Origin of the sequence: Pseudactinotalea sp. Z1739 (genome assembly GCF_049725055.1) — a bacterium.
Classification (GTDB): domain Bacteria; phylum Actinomycetota; class Actinomycetes; order Actinomycetales; family Beutenbergiaceae; genus CALKWS01.
Window position 1 is genome coordinate 147208 of record NZ_JBMPQA010000011.1, and the last position, 15489, is coordinate 162696.

Annotated in this window: 13 protein-coding genes and 2 pseudogenes; 10 read left to right on the forward strand and 5 right to left on the reverse strand. The window is 70.4% G+C overall.

The window, feature by feature from the left end; translation table 11 throughout:
• Position 1: 1 nt before the first annotated feature.
• Together ACO0LV_RS14650 and ACO0LV_RS14655 are read right to left on the reverse strand one after the other, a co-directional pair.
• Entirely contained in the window at positions 2–3715 is a 3714-nt protein-coding gene (locus tag ACO0LV_RS14650; protein ID WP_424788657.1) for a glycosyltransferase family 2 protein, read from the reverse strand.
• Positions 3716–3742: 27 nt separating this feature from the next.
• On the reverse strand, positions 3743–4030 hold the full coding sequence (locus ACO0LV_RS14655; protein ID WP_424788658.1) for a WhiB family transcriptional regulator: 288 nt from the start codon (positions 4028–4030) through the stop codon (positions 3743–3745).
• A gap of 233 nt (positions 4031–4263) precedes the next feature.
• On the opposite strand from ACO0LV_RS14655, the gene ACO0LV_RS14660 reads away from it, so the two are divergent.
• From ACO0LV_RS14660 to ACO0LV_RS14680, 5 genes and pseudogenes are all read left to right on the forward strand, one after another.
• Positions 4264–5511 (forward strand): alanine racemase, encoded by a 1248-nt coding sequence (locus ACO0LV_RS14660; RefSeq protein ID WP_424788659.1) that lies wholly within the window; start codon positions 4264–4266, stop codon positions 5509–5511.
• Positions 5512–5539: 28 nt separating this feature from the next.
• Positions 5540–6250, forward strand: coding sequence for a TIGR03089 family protein (locus tag ACO0LV_RS14665; RefSeq protein ID WP_424788660.1), 711 nt, complete (start codon positions 5540–5542; stop codon positions 6248–6250).
• Positions 6247–6828, forward strand: a complete 582-nt coding sequence (locus tag ACO0LV_RS14670; RefSeq protein ID WP_424788661.1) for a histidine phosphatase family protein — start codon at positions 6247–6249, stop codon at positions 6826–6828. The genes ACO0LV_RS14665 and ACO0LV_RS14670 overlap by 4 nt, the downstream gene beginning before the upstream one ends.
• 117 nt (positions 6829–6945) lie before the next feature.
• Positions 6946–7269: a 4a-hydroxytetrahydrobiopterin dehydratase gene (locus ACO0LV_RS14675; RefSeq protein ID WP_424788662.1), complete on the forward strand. Its 324-nt coding sequence runs from the start codon at positions 6946–6948 to the stop codon at positions 7267–7269.
• Between the two features lie 48 nt (positions 7270–7317).
• Positions 7318–8227 (forward strand): annotated as a pseudogene (locus ACO0LV_RS14680) (IS5 family transposase).
• Between the two features lie 10 nt (positions 8228–8237).
• Here ACO0LV_RS14680 and ACO0LV_RS14685 read toward each other — a convergent pair.
• Positions 8238–8795 (reverse strand): TetR/AcrR family transcriptional regulator, encoded by a 558-nt coding sequence (locus ACO0LV_RS14685; RefSeq protein WP_424788663.1) that lies wholly within the window; start codon positions 8793–8795, stop codon positions 8238–8240.
• Positions 8796–8888: 93 nt separating this feature from the next.
• Here ACO0LV_RS14685 and ACO0LV_RS14690 point away from each other — a divergent pair, with 93 nt between their 5' ends.
• Entirely contained in the window at positions 8889–11315 is a 2427-nt protein-coding gene (locus ACO0LV_RS14690) for an MMPL family transporter (protein WP_424788664.1), read from the forward strand.
• A gap of 4 nt (positions 11316–11319) precedes the next feature.
• Here the strand turns inward: ACO0LV_RS14690 and ACO0LV_RS14695 are convergent, their stop codons facing one another.
• A complete protein-coding gene (locus ACO0LV_RS14695) occupies positions 11320–12342 on the reverse strand; it encodes an L-idonate 5-dehydrogenase (RefSeq protein WP_424788665.1) in 1023 nt (340 codons plus the stop codon).
• 185 nt (positions 12343–12527) lie between these two features.
• Here ACO0LV_RS14695 and ACO0LV_RS14700 point away from each other — a divergent pair.
• From ACO0LV_RS14700 to ACO0LV_RS14715, 4 genes and pseudogenes are all read left to right on the forward strand, one after another.
• Positions 12528–12857, forward strand: a pseudogene (locus tag ACO0LV_RS14700) (IS3 family transposase); the annotation flags it as partial.
• Between the two features lie 75 nt (positions 12858–12932).
• Complete coding sequence (locus tag ACO0LV_RS14705) at positions 12933–13250, forward strand: transposase (RefSeq protein WP_424788666.1); 318 nt, start codon at positions 12933–12935, stop codon at positions 13248–13250.
• A gap of 17 nt (positions 13251–13267) precedes the next feature.
• The gene (locus ACO0LV_RS14710) at positions 13268–13570 is read left to right on the forward strand and encodes an IS3 family transposase (protein WP_424788667.1); all 303 of its coding nucleotides are present in this window, start codon (positions 13268–13270) and stop codon (positions 13568–13570) included.
• A gap of 147 nt (positions 13571–13717) precedes the next feature.
• Complete coding sequence (locus ACO0LV_RS14715) at positions 13718–14194, forward strand: integrase core domain-containing protein (protein WP_424788668.1); 477 nt, start codon at positions 13718–13720, stop codon at positions 14192–14194.
• Here the strand turns inward: ACO0LV_RS14715 and ACO0LV_RS14720 are convergent.
• Positions 14105–14800, reverse strand: coding sequence for a hypothetical protein (locus tag ACO0LV_RS14720; RefSeq protein ID WP_424788669.1), 696 nt, complete (start codon positions 14798–14800; stop codon positions 14105–14107). The genes ACO0LV_RS14715 and ACO0LV_RS14720 overlap by 90 nt on opposite strands.
• Between the last annotated feature and the right edge of the window lie 689 nt (positions 14801–15489).

Genomic DNA, 15489 nt, shown 5'->3' on the forward strand with positions numbered 1-15489 from the left:
CTCAGACCTCCTCCGGGCGTCGACGTCGGGTGGGCAGAGCCAGCAGCACGGTCAATCCCAGCACCACTCCGGTCACGACGTGCCATGGGGTGTGCAGGCTCGGGCGGTAGGTCACGGTCAGTTCCCCGGCGGCGTCGTCGGGAATCAGGAAGGCCTGGCGCCAGGAGGAGTCCGCCACTGCGCGCAGCGGACGGCCGTCGATCTCGGCACGCCACGCCGGCGAGGAACGTTCGGCCAGCACCACGGTGCGCCCGGTGCCCTCCGGGCTCAGTCGTGCGGAACCGCTGTCGTGGGCGAAGTCGAGGTTGGTGACCAGGGTGCCCTCCTCGTCACGTACCTGTCCGCGGGCGATCGCGGTATCGGTGCTGCCCGGTCCGGCACTGACCCGCCAGATGACTCCGGCCGGGTTCTCGGTGACCCGTTCCAGGCCCAGCACCGCGTCCAGGCGGGCGATCAACCGGGCCCGGGCCGATTCGTCCGCGTCCGGCACCCCGGTGGCGACCGATCCGGCGGTGGGCACGATCACCACGGCCACGGCGTGCTGCGCCAACCGCTCACCGGCGGCTCCGACCGACCCGGTGGCCAGGTCCGCCACCAGCGACAACAGGTGGGCATCAGCCTGGTCCGGTTCCCCGTCCCCGTCGCCGCCGGAGTCGGTCCGGGCCAGGGCCCGACCCAGGCCGAGCACGGTGGCAGTCTCGGTGAGCTGGGGGCCGTTGCCGCGCCACAACTGGGCGTCGATGCCTTCCGGTGTGGCGGTCAGGGCCAGCACCCGCGCGCCCTGTTCGGGAGCCTGCAGGGTGCGGCCGAGCGCCGGCACCGGATCCGGGCCACGCCCGGTGAGGTACACCGCCCGCGTCTGCTCGGTTTGGCCGGCCTCGGGTGTCTGCTGCCCACGTTCGGCCACCACGGTGGTGGTCCAGGAGGCGGCCGAGACCACCAGGCCGGCGACCAGCAGCACGGTCACCACGGCGGCGCTGATCTGGCGCCAGCCGAAAGTCCGGCCGGCCAGGGCGCCCTGCAACCCGTCCAGGGCAACACCGGTAGCGAGCAGGAGCCCGAGCAAGACCAGCGAGGTCCCAGGACCGGCCCAGCCGGTGACGAGTTCGTCGGGGCCGGCACCGGGCTCGTGCGAGCGACCCAGCGCCACCACGGTGCGGCTGGAGGCCAGCGCGGTGGCCAGCCCGATCGCGCTGATCAGCCAGCCGATCCGCACCGCCCGGCCGCGCTGCCCGCCCCGCAGCAGCGCCAGAAGTGCTGCCACGAGCAGCGCACCGGTCGCCACCAGCGGCAGCACCTGGGAGCCCAGGACCGTCCCGAGGTCACCGTCCACGTGGGGCAGGGCCGGCCAGCCCAGCAGGGTCAGCCACGCGGGCCCGGGGTCGGCGGCCAGCGGTGCCCCGGGGTCGGCGAGCAGCACGCGCCAGCCGCCGTCGGCCCAGGTTCGGATCGCGTAGGTCCAGACCGGTCCGAGCGCCACGAGCGCAGGCAGTGCGACGACGATCAACCGGGCCCGCCCGGCCGCCAGGTGTCGGCGGCGGCCCAGGACCAGCGCGAGCACGATCAAGGCCGTCAGTCCAGCCGGTAGCAGCACCGGAGCACCAGCGACGGCGACGGCGAAAGCCAGCCCGGCTGCGGCCGCGGCGGCCATCGAGGGTGCCCGGGAGGTCCGGGAGACCACCGTGGCCCGCTCCACCCGGCTCTCGCCCTCGGCAGCCGGCGGGGCGCCCTGCGGCTCGGCGTCGCCGGTCTCACCAGGGTCGGTACCGGCTTGCGGCCCGGCACCCTCGGCCGGCGCCGCCGACCCGACCGGCTCGGCCCGCTCGGTCGGTTCGACCTGCTCAGCGGTGTTGGAGCGGATCGGTTCCAGGTCGGCGAAGGTGTCGTCCTGCTCTGACTGCCCGACGGCGGCCAGTGCGGCCAGCCGCGCCCGTTTGGCCTCCCGGGCCGAGCGCCCCGCGGTCACCGAACGGCGCCGGGAGACCCGTTGGGCACCGACCATGCCCGAGATCACCACATCGCGCCGGTCCACCCCGAGGGCACGGGCGACGCCCAGGGCCATCAGGGGCAGCATCAGGTGCGCCAGGACCGCGCCCAGGCGGCCTTGTCCCAGGCCCAGCAGCAGCGGCGGACCGAAGGCCCAGACCCCGGCCGCCCAGGCCCGCACCAGCACCGAGCGGCTTGCCGCACCGGCGGCGAACCAGGCGAAGGTCGCCGCCAGCGGCATCGCCAGCAGCAGCACCAGCGCGACGCTCACCCCCGGTGAAGCGCCGGCCCATCCCCCGGTCAGGGCGGAGAGCACACCCAGCACCGCCAGGAACGTATCCGGTGGGCCCGCGTAGCCATCACCGGTGGTCAGCCACGCGCCGAGCGCGGCACGCCACAGGTCGACGAAACCGACGTCCACCGGCAACAGCGCGCCGCCGATCAGCGGCCCGGCCACCACCACCGGGGCCAGGGTCACCAGCGCCACCGCGGTGGTGACCAATGCGAGCGCACCGAAGGTGAGCCGGCGGCGCCGGGCCACTGCGGCGCGCTCGGTCATCTCCAGTTCGCTGGGTGCCCGGGCCGCCCGCTGTTCCGCGGCGGCCTGCAGGCGTCGGTTGCGCCGCGCCTGCCAGAGCTGCCCCCAGGTGGCCTGCAGCGGGGCCAGCCGGCGCGTGGAGACCTCGCGGGTGCGGGCGGCCCTGCGCCGGGCCCGCATCACCGCAACCGGTCGTACCAGCGCCACCGCCGCGGCCCGCAACTCCTCGGCGGCCAGGGCCAGTTCGTTGGAGGCCACCCGCCACAGCGCCCGCAGCGGGGCCAGCACCAGTGCCGCAAGCGCTACCAGGGGCAGGGTGAGCAGCGGGGCGCGTACCAGCCAGGAGTGCAGTTGCGCGGTGCGCCGGGCCCGGAAGGAGCGCCGCGGGTCAGGCGCATGGGGTTCGCGGGTGCGGGCCCCGGAGGTGGTGCGCAGGCCGTGCCAGCCGGCGCGGGCGTGCCGGACCCGGGCGGCGGGCACCACCACCACCCGCTGGCCGGCCAGGCGGGTCCGCCGGCTCAGATCGGCCCCATCGCCGAAGACCCCCAGCGCCGGGTCCGGGCCGCCGAGCCGGCGCCAGGTCCGGGTACGGATCAGCATTCCGGCGGTGCCCACGGAGTAGACGTCCTCGCGCCCGTCGTGCTGGCCCTGGTCGATCTCCCCGTCCTCGATGCCGGTGTAGCGCTGTCCGTCCACTGTCTGGCCCACTCCGACCGAGACCAACCGGTCCGGTTCGTCCCAGTCCACCTGCTTCACCCCGGCCACGCCCACCGAACTGGCGGCGTCCACCGCGGCGAGCAGGTGATCCAGGGCGGCCGGGTCGGGGGCGCTGTCGTCGTGCAGCAGCCACAGCCACGCCGGGGCATCACCCTCGTGGTCGCCGCCGGTCAGGGCATCCAGCGCGGCATCGACCGCCTCGCCGAATCCGGCGCCGGCCGGTGCACGCACGGTCTGTACGCCCTGGGGGGCGACCTGCGCGGGCCGGTCCGGGCCGAACCCGGCCTCGGCCAGTACCTCCTCGGCGTCGGCAGGCGGGACGTCCGGGGCGGCCTCGTCGTCGTCCAGCACCGCCCACAGCACCCGCTCGGGCGGGTGCGTCTGGGTCGCCAAGGCCCTCAGCGTGTGCGGCAGGTAGGGGGAATCAGTGGTGCCGACGACGACGGCGCAGGCGTCGGGGGCGTCAGCGACCATTCGGCAGGTGGGGGTGAGGCAGCATGGTCAGATCGCGCGACGCTTGAGCTTTCGGCGCTCGCGTTCGGACAGGCCACCCCAGATGCCGAACCGCTCGTCATTGGCCAGCGCGTACTCCAGGCACTCCGCGCGCACCTCGCAGGAGACACACACGCGCTTGGCTTCCCGGGTGGATCCGCCCTTCTCGGGGAAGAAGGCCTCCGGGTCGGTCTGGGCGCACAGCGCCCGCTCCTGCCAGCCGAGCGCTCCGTCGTCGTCGAAGGAGTCCAGGAGCAAGGGGGCATCGGGGCGGGGCGCTGGACCCGCCGCGGACATCCCGTCCGTCAGTGGCCCCTCTCCCAAGATATTCCACACGATGCTTTCCCCAATCTCAGATGCGGTGAGGCGACACTGCCGCCGTCTTGGGTAAATTACACGCGTGTTATCCGCTGTAGTCAAGCCCGGGCGTGATATTGCGAGGGTCGGCGGTTGCTGATATGCCGCGGTCCGCACCCGGATCGGCGCACCTTCGATGCCGGCCCGCCAACGGTGCACGATACCGTGAGTCGATGGGAATCAAAGGTCTGCATGTGCCCGCCGGCACCACCCCGGCCCGGTTCGAGACCACCGTGGCCACCGAGCGCCCGGACCTTTTCACCGGCCCGTTCTCCTGGCCGGTGATGACGCTGGATGAGTCGGCACTGACCCACAACGTGACCACGATGGCCGATTTCTGCGCCCGCCACGGCTTCGACCTCGCACCGCACGTGAAGACGCACATGTCCGCCGGACTCTGGGAGCGTCAGCACGAGGCCGGAGCCTGGGGCGCCACCGTGGCCACCGCCGACCAGTTGCGCAAGGTCCGCGCCTGGGGAACCGAGCACATCCTGCTGGCCAACCAACTCACCGACGCCCGTGAACTGGCCTGGCTGGCCGAGCAGGCGATCGGCGCCGAGGGCAATGAGGACCTGCAGGTGTGGCTCTATGCCGACAGCCACGCCGGCGTGGACCTGCTCGCGGCGCACCTGGCCGCCCCGCAGGTGCGCGAGCGGGTCGGGGTGCTGATCGAGTGCGGCCATCCCGGTGGCCGCACCGGGGCGCGCACCCTCGCCGAGGTCACCGCGCTGGCCCGGGCGGCCGAGGCGGCCGGGCTGCGCGTGGTCGGGGTGAGCGGCTACGAGGGCAGTGTGGCCAAGGGCACGGATGCCGGCGCCCTGGCGGCAGTGGGCGAATTCTGCACCGGGCTGCTGCAGGCCGCCGACGCCGTCGCCGAGGAAGTCCCGGTCGAGGCGCCGGTGCTGAGCGTGGGCGGGAGCGCGTACCTGGACGTGGTGGAGTCGGTGCTCGCCCATGCCGACGTGACCGCGCGACATCGGGTGGTGGTGCGCTCAGGGGCCTACCTCAGCCACGACCACGGCATCTACGCCCGCTCCGACCCATGGTCGCGGATGCGCGAACCGGCTCGGTTGCGGCCGGCGCTGCGACTGTGGGCGCAGGTGCTCTCAGTGCCCGAACCGGGTCTGGTGCTGTGCGGCGCGGGGCGGCGCGACGCCCCGTTCGACGCCGACCTGCCGATCCCCCTGCGGGTGCACGCCGCCACCGGCAGCTCCTCCGGCGCGGGCAACGCCCGGGACCTGTCCGGAACCACCACCCGGTTGAACGACCAGCACCTGTTCCTGCACACCGACGACGCGGTGCAGGTGGGTGAGGTGATCGAGTTCGGCATCTCCCACCCATGCACCAGTTTCGACAAATGGCCCACCCTGCCCCTGCTGCGCGAGCACCGCGTGGTCGGCCTGGTCCACACCGAATTCTGAGCGCTGCGGCGCGCGTAGGGTGTGCTGTATGGCCGACGTGTCCGATCTGATCGCCTCCTGGCAGGGCCCGGAGGGTGCCCAACCGCGACTGACCTGGTACGGCCCCGGTGCCGAGCGGGTGGAACTGTCAGGACGCGTGCTGGCCAACTGGGTGATCAAGGTGGCGAACCTGCTCACCGAGGAGGCCGATGCCGAGCCCTCCACCATGGTGGCCATCGACCTGCCGGTGCACTGGCGGGCGCTGGTGTGGTCCCTCGGCGCATGGTTGACCGGGGCGCAGGCGCACCTGCGCCCGGGACGGCCGGACGACGACGTGATCGTCACCGAGCGACCCCAGGACGCCCCGGGCGGGCCTGCGGTGATCGCGGTGGCGCTGCCTGCGCTGGCGATGGCCTTCGACGGCGACCTGCCGGCCGGGGTGATCGACGGCGCCGCGGACCTGATGACCTACCCGGATCAGTTGCTGACGCCCACCGACGCAGCAGACCTCGGTGCGGTGGCGGGTCCGGCCTGGTCCGGTCCCGAGCGGGTGCTGGTACCGGTGGCGGACCTGGCCCCTGAGCAGATGGTGGCCCGGGTGCTGGTGATGCTGCTCGGTGGCGCCTCGGTGGTGCTCGTGGCCGATGCGGGTGCCGACGCCGCTCACCTGGCGCGCGTCGAGGGCGCCGAGGTGGCGCACCACCACGGTACGCGGGACCAGGGCCCACAGGACCAGGGTCCGCAGGACCAGGGGCGATGATCACCGACCGGTTGCACCTGGTCCGCCACGCCCGGCCCCGGATCACCGAAGCCGTCCCGCCCCGGCAGTGGGAATTGGCAGCCGGCGCCGACGTCGGGCCGCTGCTCGGCGCCGGGGCGCTGCCCACCGCGGCCAGTTGGTTCACCTCGCCCGAGCCCAAGGCCCGTCAGAGTGCCGCGCTGCTGACCGGGGAGCCGGTGCAGGTGCTGCCCGCACTGGCCGAGGTGGCCCGGGACGGCGCGCTGCTGCCTGCCTCGGAGTTCCGCGCCGCCACCCGGGACTACCTCACCACCGGGAAAGCACCGTCCGGTGCCACCTGGGAACCGCGGGTGGAGGCGACGATGCGGATCGTCGACGGCGCCCTGGCCGCGCTGGAGTCGAGCACCCACCCCGCATGCGTGCTGGTGGGGCACGGCACCGCCTTCACGCTGCTGGTGGCAGCGCTGGTGGGCGCGCCCCCGGACGCCGACGCGTGGGCGCGCCTGAGCATGCCGGACCACTGCGAACTGGCCGCAGGCCCCGGCGGAGCCTTCGAGGTGGTCTCGCCCTGGGGCCGGTGGGCGCGGGCGGCTCGGTAGCGGGGTGCGCGGGGCGGTCACGCGTGGCGCGCAGGGTCCGATAGCGGGGCCGGGGCCGCCGTGCCGGGCCCAACACACCGGGGTAGGTTGAACACACCGGAGTTGTGAGGAGGCCAGATGTCAACGGAGAAGTTGTCCGAAGCCGACGTACGGGCCAAGGGCCTGGTGGACTGGGTCATCGAGGACCAGATGCTGCGCACCCGATGGCGCACCGGGGACTTCGCGACCGGGCTGCGGTTGTTGAACCTGATCGGGCATGCGGCCGAGGCCGCTGACCATCATCCCGACCTGGACCTGCGCTACCCGCACCTGGATGTGGCCCTGACCAGCCACGACGTGGGTGGACTGACCGAACGGGACGTGCTGATGGCCCGCCAGATCAGCGACCTGGCCGAGCGCGAGGGTGTCGTGGCGGCACCCCGGGACGTGGGCAGCGACTAGGGCGTGTCTGCCAAAGATTCGCGGTGTGAGTGAACCATGGTGGGAGTCATGGTTCGTGATGGTGAGATCAGTGATGAATTGTGGGAGATCCTGGCCACGGTGATGCCCCAGGATGCCGGCCGCAGGGGCCGGCCGTGGAACGATCACCGCCTGATGTTGGAAGGGATCATCTGGCGGTTTCGTACCGGTTCGCCGTGGCGGGATCTGCCGGCATGCTTCGGGCCGTTCCAGTCGGTGTGGCAACGCCACCGGCTCTGGTCGGTCGATGGCACCTATGAGCGGATGCTGGCCGCCGTCGGTGCCCACACCGGGCTGGATGCCGAGCAGGTCGCCCAAGTCTTGTCCATCGATGCCACCAGTGTGCGGGCCCATCAGCACGCCGCTGGCGCCCGCCGGGACTCGGTTGCCGAGGAGGGTGGATCACACACAGGGGGCAGATTCGAACCACAAGAATTCTCGCCTCGTGCCCGGGGAGCCGCCTGATCACGCCCTGGGACGCTCCCGCGGTGGGCTGACCACCAAGATCCACGCCCTGGCCGATGCCAGCTGCACCCCGGTGCTGGCCATGCTCAGCGCCGGACAGGCCGGAGACAACCCGATGCTGGCTCCGCTGATTGAGGCCCTGGGCCAGGCTGGCGGGCAGATGAATGGGCATCTGCTGGCCGACAAGGCCTACTCCCACCCCAGCACCCGGGAGTTTCTGCGAGGCAAACGGATCAAGCACATCATCCCCGAGCGCTCCGACCAGATCACCCGCCGCAAGACCAAGGGCACCAAGGGCGGACGGCCCCCAGGATTCGACGCCGAACTCTACGGCCTGCGCAACACCATCGAGAGAGCCTTCAACCGGCTCAAACAGTGGCGAGCACTGGCCACCAGATACGACAAGTACGCCGTGACCTACCTCGGCGGCGTGCTACTCGGGATGACCATCCTGACCTACCGAGCCAAGCATTAGCAGACACGCCCTAGTCCCGCGGGATCGCCCCATGCAGATCCACCATCTGCCAGATCCATCCGGCGACCTGCTCGGCGCTGCCCGGCTCGCTGGAGCGCACCCAGGTGGCAATGATCGCGACGGCCGATCCGGTGATCGAGGCGGCGGCGATCGGCAGAGGCAGGCCACCGAGTTCTGAGCCGGCTGCGCGTGTGAGCAGCAAGCCCTCCAGGCGCTCGCGGATCCGGATCGGCACTCCGGCGGCGACGGCCTCGGAGAAGATCTGCCGGTACAGGGCGATGTTGTCGCGCACGTGCTCCATGTAGCGCACCAGCACCTGGTAGGCCTCTTCGGGCTCGAGGTCGGCGCTGACCTGGGTGAGCAGGTCGGAGGTGATGGCATCGAGCACGTCCACCAGCAACTCGCTCTTGTCCGCGTAGTGCTGGTAGAACGTACTGCGGTTGATGCCCGCGCTCTCGGCGATGTCGGCCACCGAGATCTCCTCGAAGTCGCGTCCACGGGCCAACCCGAGCAGGGCTTGGCGCAGCGAACTACGAGTGCGGGCGATGCGGGGGTCCATGGTGCTCATTGTGCCACCTCACCGACGTGATAAACAACACTTGTTGGTTATGCGACGGGTGTGGTGCAATGGGGCGGCCCTGCCCCAATCGGAAGGATCGCCGTGGCCACGTTGCTCTATCGGGTCGGACAATGGTCCGCGGGCCGCGCCGGCCGTGTGATCACGGCCTGGGCGCTGCTGCTCGCGCTCGCCGTCGGCGGCTTCCTGATGTTCGGTGGCACCCTGGCAGCGCAGTTCTCCATCCCCGGGACCCAGACCGAACGGGTGAACGAGCACCTGGAGGACCAACTGGACTCCAGTGCCACCGGCGGCACCGTGGTCTTCCACACCACCGGCGCCGCGAAGTTCACCGGCGACCAGCGCGAGCACATCAGTTCCGCCTTGGACCAGGTGGAGCAGGTAGAGCAGATCCCCGAGGTCATCGACCCCTTCGAAGCACAGCAGGAGCGGGCCGCGCAGGACGCCGAACTCGCCGAGGGCCTGGCCGAGATCGAGGAGAACCGGCCGCAGTTGCTCGAGGCGCAGGAAGGGCTCACCGCGGGCCTGGAGCAGGCCCGGGCCCAGGGTGCACCGGAGCAGGAGATCGCCGCCATGGAGGCCGAGCTGGACGAGGTCTCCGCCCAGCTGGTCACCCTGGAGGAACAGTCGGAGCAACTCGACCTGGCCGCTGACCTGGCGGCCCTGGCCGAGGACATCCGGACCGTCTCCGAAGACGAGTCCGTGGCACTTGCCACGGTGCTGTTCGACGACGACGTCTTCTCCGTGCCCGAAGAGGTCAAGCAGGAGGTCATGGACGTCCTGGACGCCGCTGACCTGCCAGGTGTCCAGGTGGAGTACGGCGCCGAGATCGCCGCTTCGATCGACGGCCTGATCGGGGCCGGGGAGATCATCGGGGTGATCGGCGCCGCACTGGTCCTGATCCTGGTGTTCCGCGCGCTGCGCCCGGCGATGCTGCCGGTGCTGGCCTCACTGGTCGGCGTGGGCGTGGGGGTGGGCGGGTCGATGGCCTTCTCCGGCACGGTGGAGATGACCACCGTCACCCCGGTGCTCGGGCTGATGCTGGGCCTGGCCGTGGGCATCGACTACTCCCTGTTCATCATCTACCGCCACCGCCGGCAGGTGCGTGAGGGGATGGACGTGCGCGAGTCGATCGGACTGGCCAACGGCACGGCGGGCACCGCTGTGGTGTTCGCCGGCCTGACCACGATGATCGCGCTGCTGGCGCTGGCGATCACCGGGATCGAGTTCCTGGCCGTGATGGGCGTGGTCGCTGCGATCTGCATCGTCGTCGCCGTGCCGGTGGCCATCACCTTCACCCCGGCCGTGCTGGGTCTGATCGGGTCCGGGGTGTGGTCCCGCAAGGCACGCGAACGGGCTGCCAACGGTGCGGTCCCCACGCGCAGCACCGAGCCGATGGGCACCCTGCGTGCCGTGGCCACGGTGGTCATCGGCGTCGCCGCGCTGGCGGTGCTGGCGATCCCGGCCACCTCGATGCGTCTGGGACTGCCCGATGGCTCCTCCGAACCGCAGGACAACACCCAGTACCAAGCCTTCACGATCACCGCCCAGGCCTTCGGCGAGGGACAGAACGGGCCACTGGTGGTCACTGCCGATCTGCCCGAGCCGGTAGCCGAGGACGAGGAACTGCAGGTCCAACTCGATCTGGCCACGGTGCTGGCCGGGCGCGCCGACGTCGCGGCGGTGGCGCCGGTGGGCACCTCCGCCGGCCGTGACTTCATGGCCTTCCAAGTGATCCCGATCGAAGGCCCCTCCAGTGAGTCCACCGAGGCGCTGGTGCATGATCTGCGCGCGGCCTCGCCGTTGGTCGACGGCACCGAGTTGGGGGTGGCGGGGCTGGCCTCGGGCAACATCGACATCTCCGACCAGCTTGCCGACGCCCTGCCGGTGTACGTTCTGGTGGTCTTCGGCCTGTCGGTGGTGATCCTGATCGGGGTGTTCCGTTCCATCCTGGTACCGGTGCTGACCGCGCTGGGACTGGGGTTGTCACTGTTCGCCGCCCTCGGGGCCACCACCGCGGTCTTCCAGTGGGGTTGGTTCGGGGAAGCCTTCGGCGTGCACACCCCCGGGCCGCTGCTGAACTTCCTGCCGTTGCTGCTCACCGGCGTGCTGTTCGGGCTGGCGATGGACTACCAGTTGTTCATGGTTTCCGGGATGCGGGAGGCCTACGCCCACGGCACCCCTGCCCGCCGGGCGGTGACCGCAGGGTTCCACAACGGCCGGGTGGTGGTCAGCGTCGCTGCGTTGATCATGGTCGCGGTGTTCGGCGGGTTCGCCTTCTCCCAGATCACCATGGTGCGCCCGATGGGCTTCGCCCTGGCCGTGGGGGTGCTGTTCGACGCGTTCGTGGTGCGGATGCTGATCATCCCCGCGGCCATGCACCTGCTCGGCCGGGCCGCGTGGTGGATGCCGGCCTGGCTGGACCGGATCACCCCGAACATGGATGTCGAGGGCGCAGCGCTGCAACGCACCCGCACCCGCACCCGGGAGCGCGAACTCGCCGACGCCTGAGGGTTCACCCCAGGTCGAGCAGCACCTTCCCTGCGCCACTTCCGGGGTCGGCGGCGGTATCGAAGGCGAGCCGGGCCTCGTCGATGCTGAAGGTGTGGGTCAGGAGCGGTTCGACGTCCACCTGGCCAGCCAGCAGTGCCACGGCGTCGGTGATCTCATCGACGAATCGGTAGGAGCCGCGCCACTCCACCTCCCGGGTGACCAGGTTACCCAGCACCGCCGGGCGGTCGGTCAGCGGCAGGTTCCCCACTTGCACCACCACACCGCCGCGGGCCACCGCCGCCAATACCGGGCCGAGGGTGGCCGCGGCGCCACTGGCCTCGATGACCACCGGCACATCGGCGGGCAGCTCCTCCCCCGCGGCGACGTTGACGGTGTGATCGGCTCCCAACTCGGCCGCGATCTGCAACGCGGCCGGTGCGATGTCCGCCGCGGTGACGCTGGCCGCGCCCCGTGCCCTGGCTGCCGCCACGCACAGCGCCCCGATCGGTCCGACCCCGTTGACCAGCACATCCAGTCCCTGCACCGAGCCCGCGCGATGCACCGCGTGCAGAGCCACGCCGAAGGGTTCGGCCACCGCGCCGTGCCGGGTGCTCACCCCCGGGGGCAGCACCCGGATCTGGCCGGCTTCGGCCAGCACGTACTGGGCGAAGGCTCCGTCCTGGTGCGGGGTGGGCGCTGCCGATCCCAGGTAGCGCACATCGTGGTGCAGGTTGGTCCGCTCCCCCAGGTGCGGCGCCAGTGGCCCGGGGCCATACCGGGCCGGATGCATCGTCACCGCTGTGCCCTCCGTCAGGCCGCTCACACCGGCCCCGGCCTGCGCGATCCGTCCGGCCACCTCGTGACCCAGGATCATCGGCGTGCGCAGGATGGCGGTGCCGGAGGTGCCGTGGGCGTAGTAGGCCAGGTCCGAGCCGCAGATACCCCCGAACTCCATCGCGACCAGCACCTGCCCGGCGCCAGGGGTGGGAACCTCACGTTCCTGCACCCGCAGGTCACCGGCGCCGTGGATCACTACTGCTTTCATGTCCCTTCCCCTTCACGCTGCGCCGAAAAGGACTGCACCCGAACTCGTTGCATCGGAACAATAGCGAATGCCTCGAGGACTGCCGACGGCAATGGCCGCGTTCCCCAACCTTCCAGGGGCTCGCACCGACCTGGTGGTTGACTCCTGAATTTCCTTACAATCGCTCCAGCAGTCTGATCCTGTTCTACCGGGCATGGCGCCAAGCCGACCAGGAGATCGCCGAGCGCGTCATCACCGACGCCCTGGTCGAGGACAGGATCCGAGACCTCGCCTGGCGATTGAACGCCGTGACCGGGCGGCGACAGATGGCCCCGGAGGGCCTGTATGGCCGCCGCAAGATGCTCGCGCTGATCCGCCGCCAGGACGGCTTCGCAGCCGCCTCCCGCGGGGCCGTGGACCGGTCGATGCGCACCCTCGGGCTCCAGGGCATCAGGCGCGCCAAGGGTGTGCGCACCACCATTGCCAGCCCCGAGGGCAAGCGTGCAGGTGACCTGCTGAACCGAGACTTCACTGCTTCGGATGTCGCGCGTCAGGCTTAGTGGCAGGACCCGTTTCTTACGGGTGTGACCTGTGAAGGAGTCTGATCGATCATGGCAAGACCAGCGGCGATCCCGGTGGAGGAGAAGACGAGAATCGTGCTCTCGATTCTTTCCGGTGAAGTGACGGTCGCCGAGGCGGCCCGGCGGGCGAAGGTCTCCGAGCAGTCGGTGGGTAACTGGAAGCGAGCGTTCCTTGAGGCCGGCCGCACGGGCCTGGCCGCGGGCAAGTCCGGGCCCTCGACGCGTGAGGCTCAGCTCGAAGCCGAGGTGCAGGATCTGACCCAGGCGTTGGGTGAGGCGCACCTGGAAGCCCGGGTGTGGAAAAAGAGCGCGCAGGGCCAGTTGGGCCCTTCGAGGACCTCGAGGTGATCCGCATTGAGGCGGGCATGCCGACGTCGAGGTTCTGTGCGGTGATCGGCGTGCCCGAGCGGACCTGGCGGCGTTGGCAGGCCAAGGCACGGCAAACACGACCGCCGAAGCGTCCGTGGCCTCGCCCGGTTCGGGAGAACGCACGTGAGGCGGCGCGCCGGCACGCGCTGGCCCATCCGGCGTGGGGCCATCGCAAGGTCTGGGCGATGTGTCGCTATGAGGGTCACCGGGTCTCCCAGGCCACGGTGCTTCGGCTCTTACGAGGCGAAGGGCTCATCCTGCCCGCGGCCTACCAGCGCGAACGCCGCCAACTCGCCTAGCGCCGCAAGGCAGCGTTCGCCAACGAACCGAGCGGCCCGAACCAGGTATGGCAACTGGACTTCAGCGAGTTCGAGACCACCACCGGTGGCACCTGGCGCATCGCTGGCTGTCGAGACTACTGGTCCAAGTACGAACACCCCTGGCACGTGGCACCGACGGCGAACCAGCATGATGCGATCGAAGCGATCGAACTCGCCCTGGCCGACTACAAGCAGGTGTTCGGCCGGCCGCTCCTCGAGGTCTGTGAGCGCGACGAGTACGGCAACGTCCTACCCGCGGTCACGATCGTGACCGACAACGGCGGACCGTTCCGCTCATTCCGGTTCGAGCACTTCATCACCGCCCACCCCGAACTGCACCACGTGCGCACGCGGGTCAAGACACCCGGGCAGAACGGCTCACGCGAACGCGGCTTCGGCTCGCTGAAGTACGAGCGACTGTTCCTCGAAGAGATCGATGACGTCTTAGACCTAGTCGAGCACGCCAATGCCTACCGGGCCGAGTACAACACCACTCGCCCGCACGAGGGCATCTCATGGAACCGCCCACTCGAGGTCCACCTCGGCCTCGCCGACCCCCTCGTCCCCAACTTTCCCGAGACCGAACCTCTGCCAACTACTTGACGCGGGACACTCGGTCCATCCGGTGGCGATGTCGGTGACCGTGAGCGTGTAGGCGCGCTCCCCGAGGGCATTGCCGCCCTCGTGGCCGACCAGGTCGATCTCGACGAACCCTGGTATTGCGTCGTCCCATTGCGCCCAGGTGCGGATCGGGATCTGGTTCCTCAACAGGCTGCCCGGTTTGGTGTGCGAGCGGCCCTTGAGCGCCAGTTTCGCGCGGTCTTCGGCCAATCGGCGGTCCATCGTGGCGGCCGACATCGCGACCAGTGCGGCGGCGGTCTCATCACTGACGTCGAGCTCGGCGAACCGGCGTAGCCGCGGAACCAGTTCGCCCATCATCGGCGCCAGCCGCTTCCCGGTCGGCGCGCCGAGCACCGCCCAGCAGAACCGCAGCGCCACCACGGTGTCCGCGTCGTATCGCGGGGCACGGGCTTTCCGTGCCGGCTTCACGATCTTGGGCTTCAACGCCTCGGCCAGCGCCTTACGGGCGTGGTTGCGGTGCCACCCCGTCATTGCGCACAACTCGTCGAGGATCACACCCTTGGCCGCCCTGTCCTCACGCTTGTACCACGTCGCGACCGCCTGGGTCGCTGCCCGCCGTTGGCTCATCGTCAGTCCCATCTTTAGGGCACCGGTGACCTCTGACCGGGTCCGGCAGGCGCGCTCCACGCGCGCATTCCTAGATGAGTCAACGAACCCCAGCACGCGCGCACTTTTGATGAGTCAACGCGCGCTCTTGACCTCAATACGGAGGAAGGGAAACTGTCTGCGCGGCAGTTGGACGCTCACGTGAGTTTCGAGGTCGGCCATAAGACAAAGCGACAAAGGCTCGCGCGCGCCGCCCTCGCTAAAGACGGCAAGTGGCACGGCCCACGCCGGTTCGGCTACCGCTTGGTTGCCGATGGCACCGCCGAATTGGACCCACTCGAGGGAGACGGCGAGAGGAGTCTGGCTGGGGAGTCGATATGGGCGATAACGCAATGGGCAAACGAACAACCCATCCCGCCAGTTCAGGCCGCGCGCTGGCATACCACTCGGTGAGGCAACTGGCGGGCAATCATCGCGATGAAGGAGCGCGAACAGATCCTCTCCATGCTCAAGAACCCAGCCCGTCGCACCAACCGTTAAGCCTGGATCCACCGATGTGAGCTGGCGCAGGTCCGGCGTGTGAGAGCGAGAATGCCCCTCTGACCTGGGAAAATACGACTTGTTCAAGGCACGTATCCCACGCAAGAAGGGCATCTCGTAGATGCAACTATCTCATAGGTCGCCGGTAGTTTCGGCGAGGTTCGATGACC